Origin of the sequence: Pseudomonas juntendi, assembly GCF_009932375.1 — a bacterium.
In the GTDB taxonomy this organism is placed as follows: Bacteria; Pseudomonadota; Gammaproteobacteria; order Pseudomonadales; family Pseudomonadaceae; genus Aquipseudomonas; species Aquipseudomonas juntendi.
Genome location: NZ_BLJG01000146.1, coordinates 1 through 8,054, shown reverse-complemented (window position 1 = coordinate 8,054; position 8,054 = coordinate 1). Strand labels below are relative to the sequence as shown.

5 protein-coding genes and 1 pseudogene are annotated in these 8,054 nt (G+C 64.7%); 2 read left to right on the top strand and 4 right to left on the bottom strand.

The genetic code is table 11. The features are described from left to right. Positions 1-181: 181 nt before the first annotated feature. The gene (amaA, locus tag GYA94_RS18640; RefSeq protein ID WP_161892860.1) at positions 182-1,516 is read right to left on the bottom strand and encodes an L-pipecolate oxidase; all 1,335 of its coding nucleotides are present in this window, start codon (positions 1,514-1,516) and stop codon (positions 182-184) included. 165 nt (positions 1,517-1,681) lie between these two features. Continuing rightward, positions 1,682-3,172 carry an L-piperidine-6-carboxylate dehydrogenase gene (amaB, locus tag GYA94_RS18635; protein WP_009682136.1) on the bottom strand — a complete coding sequence of 497 codons (1,491 nt, stop codon included), beginning with the start codon at positions 3,170-3,172 and terminating at the stop codon, positions 1,682-1,684. 136 nt (positions 3,173-3,308) lie between these two features. On the opposite strand from amaB, the gene GYA94_RS18630 reads away from it, so the two are divergent. Together GYA94_RS18630 and hglS are read left to right on the top strand one after the other, a co-directional pair. Continuing rightward, a complete protein-coding gene (locus tag GYA94_RS18630; RefSeq protein WP_009682137.1) occupies positions 3,309-4,199 on the top strand; it encodes a LysR family transcriptional regulator in 891 nt (296 codons plus the stop codon). Positions 4,200-4,378: 179 nt separating this feature from the next. After that, positions 4,379-5,773, top strand: a complete 1,395-nt coding sequence (gene hglS, locus GYA94_RS18625; protein WP_161892859.1) for a 2-oxoadipate dioxygenase/decarboxylase HglS — start codon at positions 4,379-4,381, stop codon at positions 5,771-5,773. A 130-nt stretch (positions 5,774-5,903) separates the two neighbouring features. On the opposite strand, the gene GYA94_RS28765 is transcribed toward hglS, so the two are convergent. Beyond that, positions 5,904-6,626 (bottom strand): methyl-accepting chemotaxis protein, encoded by a 723-nt coding sequence (locus GYA94_RS28765; RefSeq protein ID WP_373870404.1) that lies wholly within the window; start codon positions 6,624-6,626, stop codon positions 5,904-5,906. 132 nt (positions 6,627-6,758) lie between these two features. After that, positions 6,759-7,802 (bottom strand): annotated as a pseudogene (locus GYA94_RS28760) (Cache 3/Cache 2 fusion domain-containing protein); the annotation flags it as partial. Positions 7,803-8,054 lie beyond the last annotated feature (252 nt).

Genomic DNA, 8,054 nt, shown 5'->3' with positions numbered 1-8,054 from the left:
CGCGGCCGCCTTGTTTGTACGGCGCGATATTGAGGCATGCACCAAGGCGTTCGCGCGCAAATCCCACAGGAATAATTGGCCCGAAACAAACGTAGGAGCGAGCGCAGCTCGCGATTGCGCCGCGCGGGCGGCGCTCGCTCTAACAGGCGCTGCCATACCTTGTGGCAAACACCTGTCAGCCCTAAGGCGATCCCTGTGGGAGCTGGCTTGCCGGCGATAGGGCCAGTGCATGCAACACAACCCGCAGGCATTGCCCCGCGTGGTACAGCGAGAACCCGGACTCATAGAACGCGGTGCGCAGCGATGGCGCGCTCACGCCACTCATTGGCGAGAACGGAATCGGCAGGCTGCCGGCCTCACCCTTGAGCAGGAACTCGGCAAACGCCCGGCCAATCACGGTGCCGGTGGTATTCCCACGCCCGTTATAGCCGGTCACCGCCACCAGCCCCGGCGCCGGCTCGAACAGGCGCATCAGGTGGTCGGGGGTGAAGTCGATGCAACCGGTCCAGTGCATTTCCCACTCGACCTTGCCCAGGCCCGGGTAGTAATGGCTCTGAATGCGGTCGGCCCAGCTGCGCACGAACCAGGCGGGCTTGTTGTCGACCCGGCCCAGGCTGCCGAGCAACAGGCGGCCCTGGTCGTCACGGCGGATACTGCTGAGCACGGTGCGGGTGTCCCATGAGCCCTGGCCGTGCGGCAGTACCTTGTCGGCCTCAGCGCCTTGCAGCGGCTTGGAGGCGACCTGGTAGTAATAACCGCGGAAGAACTGCTTCTGCAGGTTGCTCCAGTCGCCTTCGGTGTAGGCGCCGGTGGAAATCACCACCTTGTCGGCCCGTACCGAGCCACGGGCCGTCTTGACCCGCCAGGCGTCGCCCTCGCGCGCCAGGCCTTCGACAGCCGACTGCTGGAACAGCTGGCCACCCAGGCGCACCACGGCCGCAGCCAGGCCCTGGGTGTAGCCCATGGGGTTGATGGTGCCAGCGCGGCGGTCGAGCAACGCGGCGGAAATCTTGTCGGTGCCACAGTATTCCTGGCACTGCGCGCCGGTCAGCAGCTCCACGTCGGCACCGCGACGGCGCCACTGCCCGTGGCGGGCTTCGAGGTCGGCAATGCCGGTGGCGTTGTGCGCCATGTGCAGCGTGCCTTTATGCTGGGCCTGGCAGTCGATGCCCAGGCGCTCGATCATTGCGAACACTTCAGCCGGGGCTTCACCCAGCACCTGGTTCAGGCGGCTGCCCTGCTTCTGGCCAAGGGTCGCCTCGACGTCGTCGGGGCGGATCCAGGTACCGGCATTGACCAACCCGACGTTGCGCCCGGAGCCCCCGTGGCCGACCTTCCAGGCCTCCAGCAGGATCACCGACTTGCCCTGCTCGAGCAGGTGAATGGCCGCCGACAGGCCGGTAATGCCGCCACCGATCACGCACACATCGGCCTTGTGCTCACCAGCCAGGGCCTGGGCGGCCACGCTCGGTGTGCTGACGAATTCCCACAAGCATTGTTGACGCAGTTCGGACATGGCCGGCTCCAGCAATTTGTTCTTGTTGGGGCTGCCTTGCAGCCCATTCGCGGGGAAACCCGCTCCTACAGGGGCTGCACAGGTTCGAAAAGCTGTGCAGTGCCGGTAGGAGCGGGTTCACCCGCGAACCGGGGGCAAAGCCCCCGGCCATGCAGCATCAACCGATCAGTCGAACACGATACCCTGTGCCAGCGGCAGCTCGCGCGAGTAGTTCACAGTGTTGGTCTGGCGGCGCATGTAGCCCTTCCAGGCATCCGAACCGGATTCCCGGCCACCACCGGTCTCTTTCTCGCCACCGAACGCACCGCCGATCTCGGCACCGCTGGTGCCGATGTTGACGTTGGCAATGCCGCAATCACTACCCGCAGCGCTCTGGAAACGTTCGGCCTCACGCAGGTCGGTGGTGAAGATGCACGACGACAGGCCTTGTGGCACTTCGTTGTTCAGGCGCAGGGCCTCTTCAAAGTCGTCGTAGGCCAGTACGTAGAGGATCGGGGCGAAGGTTTCGTGGCGGACCACGTCACTTTGCGCCGGCATTTCAGCGATGGCTGGCGACACGTAGTAGGCATTCGGGTACTGCTCGGCCAGCTGACGCTCACCACCGAATACCTGGCCGCCTTCGTCGCGGGCCTTGGCCAGGGCGCCCTGCATGGCGTCGAACGACAGCTTGTCGATCAACGGGCCAACCAGGTTGTCCTTGCGCGGGTCGCCAATGCGGACTTTGCCGTAGGCAGCTTTGACCCGGGCAACCACTTCGTCCTTGATCGAACGGTGCACGATCAGGCGGCGCAGGGTAGTGCAGCGCTGGCCGGCGGTACCGACCGCCGAGAACAGGATGCCGCGCACGGCCAGGTCGAGGTCGGCGCTGGGGGCCAGGATCATGGCGTTGTTGCCGCCCAGTTCGAGGATGCTGCGGCCGAAGCGTGCAGCCACACGTGGGCCGACTTCGCGCCCCATGCGGGTGCTGCCGGTGGCGCTGACCAGCGGCACACGCGGGTCGTCGACCAGGGCTTCACCGGCTTCACGGCCACCGATGACCAGCTGCGCCAGGCCCGCCGGGGCGTCACCAAAGGCTTTCAGGGCTTTCTCGAACAGCGCCTGGCACGCCAGGGCGGTCAGCGGGGTTTTCTCGGACGGCTTCCATACCACGGAGTTGCCGGCCACCAGAGCCAGTGCGGTGTTCCAGGCCCACACCGCGACCGGGAAGTTGAAGGCGCTGATCACGCCGACCACCCCCAGCGGGTGCCAGGTTTCACGCATGTGGTGCCCTGGGCGCTCGGAAGCGATGGTCAGGCCGTACAGCTGGCGCGACAGCCCCACGGCGAAGTCGCAGATGTCGATCATTTCCTGAACTTCACCCAGGCCTTCCTGGGTGATCTTGCCGGCTTCGATCGAGACCAGCTCGCCGAGGTCGGCCTTGTGCGCACGCAGCACTTCGCCAAACAGGCGCACCAGCTCGCCGCGGCGTGGTGCCGGTACGCTGCGCCAGGCTTCGAAGGCGCTCTGGGCCTGGTCGATGCAGGCGGTGGTCTCGGCCTTGCCGAGCAGTTTCACCGAGGCGATCTGGCTGCCGTCGATCGGCGTGTGAACAGGGTAATCGCCCTGGGTGTAAGCCTCGGCGGCAACGCCAAGGCGCTCGAGCAATCCAGCAACCATTTGTGCTTCTCCTACATCGGGTGATGGGGTGGAAAAATGATGTGGATCAGTATTAATCCGATCACATAGGTACAACAAACGACCTTTATTCCGCATATCATTCCACCAGGTAATGATCCGTATCGCAGAGACCGCTATGTCCAAACGCCTGGTGCCCTCCATGACCGCCCTGCAGTGCTTTGAAGCTGCAGCCCGCCATTTGAGTTTTACCCGTGCCGCTGAAGAGCTGCACCTGACCCAGAGCGCGGTCAGCAAGCAGGTGGCGCAGCTGGAGGACATGCTGCGCCATCACCTGTTCCTGCGCATTCGCCGGCGCCTGCAACTGACCCCGGCCGGCAGCCTGTACCTGGCCGAGGTCAACAAGATTCTTACCCAGGTGGATATGTCCAGCCGCTACGTGCTCACCTATGGCGAGCAGACCGAGATATTGAAGGTCGCCACTCAACCGAGTTTTGGCGTGCGCTGGCTGATCCCGCACCTCAAGGGCTTTGGCAAACGGCACAGCAATATCCACCTGGATATCCGCAACGAGATGGAGCCGTTCGCCCTGCTGCAGGGTTCGGCGGATGTGGTGTTCTTCTATGGTCAGGGCACCTGGCCGGGTGCCACCTGCGTGGCGCTGTTCGGCGAAGAAGTGGTGCCGGTGTGTGCGCCGGAGCTGCTGGCCGGGCGTGAGTTGGCGGGCGCCGAACAGCTGGCCGAGTTGGTGCTGTTGCAGAGTACCTCGCGCCCCGAGGCCTGGCACGAGTGGTTCCTGGAGCAGGACCTGCAAAGCGTCAACGCCTACCACGGGCCGCGCTTCGATACCTTCTATATGGCATTGAGCGCCGCGCAGACAGGCTGCGGGGTAGCACTGGTGCCGCGCTACCTGGCAGCCAAGGAGCTGGCCGATGGCAGCCTGGTGGTGCCATGGGATCACGCCATGCGCAGTGCCGGGGCGCATTACCTGGCGTATGCCGAGCATGCGGCGGAGGTGCCCAAGGTACGGGCGTTGGTGGAGTGGATCGGCGAGCAGTTGCAGGTTTGAGGTTGCCGGGCCTACCTCGACCTGTAGGAGCGGCCTTGTGTCGCGATGGGCTGCAAAGCAGCCCCAATGGCCCTTGAGGTCGATCAAAAAAGGAATGACACACTCACTTTTTTTCGCTTGTGAGCAAGGTGCATTCCCAGCTTTCATGTAAGCGTCCGAACCTAACCAGGAAGCTAGCGATGCCCGCCCACGATTTCGTCAGCCCCGACAGCATTCGCGCGCAGTTTTCTGCCGCCATGTCGCTCATGTACAAACAGGAAGTGCCGCTGTACGGCACGCTGCTGGAGCTGGTGAGCGAAATCAACCAGCAGGTCATGGCCCAGCAGCCCGACGTTGCCGAGGCCCTGCGCTGGACCGGCGAAATCGAGCGCCTGGACCACGAGCGGCATGGCGCCATCCGGGTTGGCACCGCCGCAGAACTGGCTACCATCGCCCGCCTGTTCGCGGTGATGGGCATGCAGCCGGTTGGGTACTACGACCTTAGCTCTGCCGGTGTGCCGGTGCACTCCACCGCCTTTCGCGCGGTACACGAGCAGTCCCTGCACATCAGCCCGTTCCGGGTGTTCACCTCGCTGCTGCGCCTGGAACTGATCGACAACCCGCAACTGCGCGAACTGGCCCAGAGCATCCTGGCCAAGCGCCAGATCTTCACCCCGCGCGCCCTCGAACTGATCGCCCAGTGCGAGCGCGACGGCGGCTTGAATGCCACCGATGCCGCCGCATTCGTGCAGGAGGCCCTGCACACCTTCCGCTGGCACCAGGACGCCACCGTCACCGCCGCGCAGTATCAGCAGTTGCACGATCAGCACCGCCTGATTGCCGACGTGGTGGCCTTCAAGGGCCCGCACATCAACCACCTGACCCCGCGTACGCTGGACATCGATGCCATTCAGGTCGGCATGCCGGCCAAGGGCATTCCACCCAAGGCCGTGGTGGAAGGCCCGCCCACACGCCGCCACCCGATCCTGCTGCGCCAGACCAGCTTCAAGGCCCTGCAGGAAAAGGTCGCCTTCAGCGACCAGCAGGGCAGCGAAGGCAGCCACACCGCGCGCTTTGGCGAGATTGAACAGCGGGGTGCGGCGCTGACGCCTAAAGGCCGCCAGCTGTACGACAAACTGCTCGATGCCACCCGTGCTGCCTTGGGCGGTGCGCCTGCCGAGGCCAACGCCGAACGTTACATGACACTGCTGAAGGACAGCTTTGCCGAATTCCCGGACGACCTCGCGCAGATGCGTGAGCAGGGCCTGGCGTATTTCCGTTACTTCGCTACCGAGAAAGGCTTGGCTGCGCGGGATCAGGACGGTCGCCCGACTACCCTGGAGGGCTTGATCGAGGCCGGCCATGTGCACTTCGAAGCGCTGGTCTACGAGGACTTTCTGCCGGTGAGCGCGGCGGGCATCTTCCAATCCAACCTGGGTGACGATGCGCAGGCCGAGTACGGCAGCAATGCCAACCGCGATGCCTTTGAAGCGGCATTGGGGCTGCAGGTGCAGGATGAGCTGGCGCTGTATGCGCAAAGCGAGCGGCGGTCGCTGCAGGCTTGTGCGCAGGCGTTGAACCTAGGTTCGATGTAAGCCGGTAGATCGCCGGGGGCGCTTGGCGCCCCATTCGCGGGCACGCCCGCTCCCACAGGCCCAAGGCTTGCGCTGTACCTGTGGGAGCGGGCGTGCCCGCGAATGGGCCGCAAAGCGGCCCCCTGCGATATCAGCGGAAACGATCAACTTCCTGCCGCAGCTGCGCCGCCAGCCCTTCCAGCTCCCGCGCGGTAAAGGCCAGCTCATTGGCCACCTCGCGCTGCTCGCCGTTGGCCTGGGCAATGCTCTGCAAATTGCGGCTGAGCACCGTCGCCGTGCTGCTCTGCTCCTGAGTCGCCGTACTGATCACCGTGAACTGCTCACCCGCCGCACGGCTCTGCTCGTCGATACGCGCCAGCGCTTGCGCCACCTTGTCATTGCGCTGCAGACCTTCCTGCATCAGCTGGTTACCCTGCTCCAGCGTCGTGATGGCGTGCCCGGTCTGCTGCTGGATGCTGGTGATCATCCCGGATATTTCATCCGTGGCCTGGCGGGTTCGTGCGGCCAGGCTGCGCACTTCGTCTGCCACCACCGCAAAGCCGCGGCCCTGCTCACCGGCGCGGGCAGCCTCGATGGCCGCATTCAACGCCAGCAGGTTGGTCTGTTCGGCGATGGCAGTGATCACGCTGATGATGCCGCCGATTTCCTGCGAGCGCGCCCCCAGGCTGTCCATCACCGTAGCCGTACCGCCGAGGGCATCGGCAATCTGCTTCAGCGAACGCGACGCTTCATCCATGGCGCTGCGGCCGATGCGGGTCTGCTGGGCATTGTCACGCGCCATGCGCTCGGTGCCCGCCATGTTGTCGGCGATGTTCATCGAGGTGGCGCTGAACTCCTCTACCGCACCGGCCATGCTGGTGATTTCACCGGACTGCTGCTCCATGCCCTCGCAGGCCCCGGCCGACAGGCCAGACAACGATTTGGCGCGCGAGCTGACTTGCTCGGACGCACTGCGAATGTGCTCGACCATGCCTGACAAGGCCTCGCCCATCTTGTTGAAGCTGCTGGCCAGTTGGCCGATTTCGTCGTGGCTGGTCACGCTCAGCCGCGCGCTCAGGTCACCTGCGCCCAGCGCTTCGGCCTGGCGCACCAGCGCGTCCAGCGGCCGCAGCTTGCGCCGCAACAGCCACAGGGTAGCCGCCACCGCCAGGACCATGGCCAGCAGGCTGCCGATGGCCAGGCGCAGGCCTACGCTCCAGGTCACCTCACGGATTTCCGCCATCGGCATGCTCGCCACCACCGTCCACGGGCCTTCGGCAAATGCGGCCGTTGCGCTGTACAGCGGTTGCTCGGCATTGGCTGGTGGCACCAGCCACTGGCCGTTCTCGTCCTGCAGGGCCAGCGAACCGGTCTGGCCAATGCGGAAACGCTTGAGGTTGGCAAACTGGGTGTTCTGCGCATCGGTGTAGTCGAAGCCAACGAACAATACGGCGATTACCCGGCCGTTGCCGTCACTCACCGGCACATAGCGGGTCATGTAGTTGCGCTCGAACAACACGGCGCGGCCAACGTACATTTGCCCGGCCAGCAACTTGCGGTAGGCCGGGTGCTGACGGTCGAGCTGAGTGCCGATGGCGCGGCTGCCGTCCTGCTTCTTCAGGTTGGTGCTGATGCGCACGAAGTCTTCGCCACTGCGCACGAACAGCGTGGCGATGCCAGCGGTCATCTGCTGGAATTCGTCAACCTGCTGAAAATCGTTGTTCAGCAAATGATCACCCAGGTACAGCGCCGGTGTTGCCTGCCCGGCGACCTGCACCGTTTCACCGGCATGCAGCGACAGGCCCGAGGCGAAGCGGCGCTCGAACAACCCGCTGAGGCGCTGGGTATTGTCCTTGAGCGAACTGTGGAAGGTTTCGAGCTGGTCGGCCAGCAGGCGCGCTTCACTGCCCAGGTGCGCCTGGCGTGTGGCGAGGTTGGCATCGTCCAGCGAACGCAGGGCAAACAGGGTACTGCCGGAAATCACCAGCGCCAGCACGATGGCGAGGGCGACACCGAGCTGCGAGGCTATGCGGGCACGGGGTTGAGACATGTGAAGCTCCTGGCAAGAGGCCGGGATCGTCCTGATCACGCTGACCGCCCGCTTTCTATCGACGGGAAGTGCGCCCTCTTCCGGGACGCTGTGCCAGTGAATCGGCGTCGCGGGCGAATACTTGAGTGTCGGGCCGGGATATTCGCAAACGTTTTCTACAGCCTGTTGCGGCCCTGTCGTCGGCAAGCCGGGCCCCACACGTGCAGCACAGGTCTTGAGCGCATCGCTACCGGTGTGGGAGATTCTATGGTT